Here is an 896-nt window from a genome sequence, read left to right as displayed (position 1 = left end):
TATCAGGGTTAACATCCCTGTCGAATTAAAAAAATCTTTAATGGATTTATTATCTCAAGACTTAATACCTAAAAAGGGAAAATCGGAGAGTCCTAAGACTAAAAAATCACCGGGAAATTATTCAAATAGTGAGAGCGAACTATCAGACTACATTAATTCAGCAAGAGCTTTCGCAAAAATAGCTAAATATTTTGAGCAAAATAAAGTTCAGAATTTCCTTGAGTTCAAATTTTTTGGAATCACTGCAAGGTGGATGGATATATATTTTGAAAATTGGGATAAAGTTTATGAAAAATTCCAAACAAAGTCACCGAAAGAATTAATTTGCCTTAGAGGGCTATATGCTTCAACGGGTCAACCGTATGTAGATAGTAACGGGCATGAGTGGGTTCATATAAAATTAATGAAAAGATCTATTTCTTCTAAAGTTCCCTCCGAAACATTTACGCAAATCAAGTTATTTAAGCCGATGTTCTCTAATTTTTTAAAACAATTAGAGGATGCGAAGCAAAAGGCTGAGCAAATTGGAATAACCTTCTTTGGAAAAATAGAAAGATACGAGAAAGATGGCAATAAAAACGTAAAGGGGATTGCCGTGTTGAGAAGACAAATTCATTTTGAGAGAATCATATGAATGACGAGATATGTTATTGGTGTGGCCGATCTGCAACTTCGATGGAGCATGTACCACCGAAATGTCTGTTTCCTGAAGAGAAAGATATCAAAGATATTTTTAAAAAATCATATAGAAATAATCTGATAAGAGTTCCATCGTGTGATGAACATAATATGAAAAAATCAAATTTGGACGAATACTTAATGGTTACTTTGAGCGGCAAAGTAGGAAATAATTCTGTTGCTTACATTCATACCGCTACGAAGGTCAGTCGTAGTAG

The 896-nt window shown here is 33.7% G+C and carries 1 protein-coding gene; it reads left to right on the top strand.

Annotated elements, in window-relative coordinates; genetic code table 11:
* Positions 1–634, top strand: a 634-nt coding sequence (locus AC1DUA_RS39270; protein WP_477504829.1) for a hypothetical protein, incomplete at its 5' end; no start/stop codon positions are given.
* Between the last annotated feature and the right edge of the window lie 262 nt (positions 635–896).

It is taken from the genome of Paenibacillus sp. 01T422, from assembly GCF_056398785.1.
Note: the sequence above shows the minus strand (reverse complement) of the source record. Positions and strands in the feature narration are given on the sequence as shown.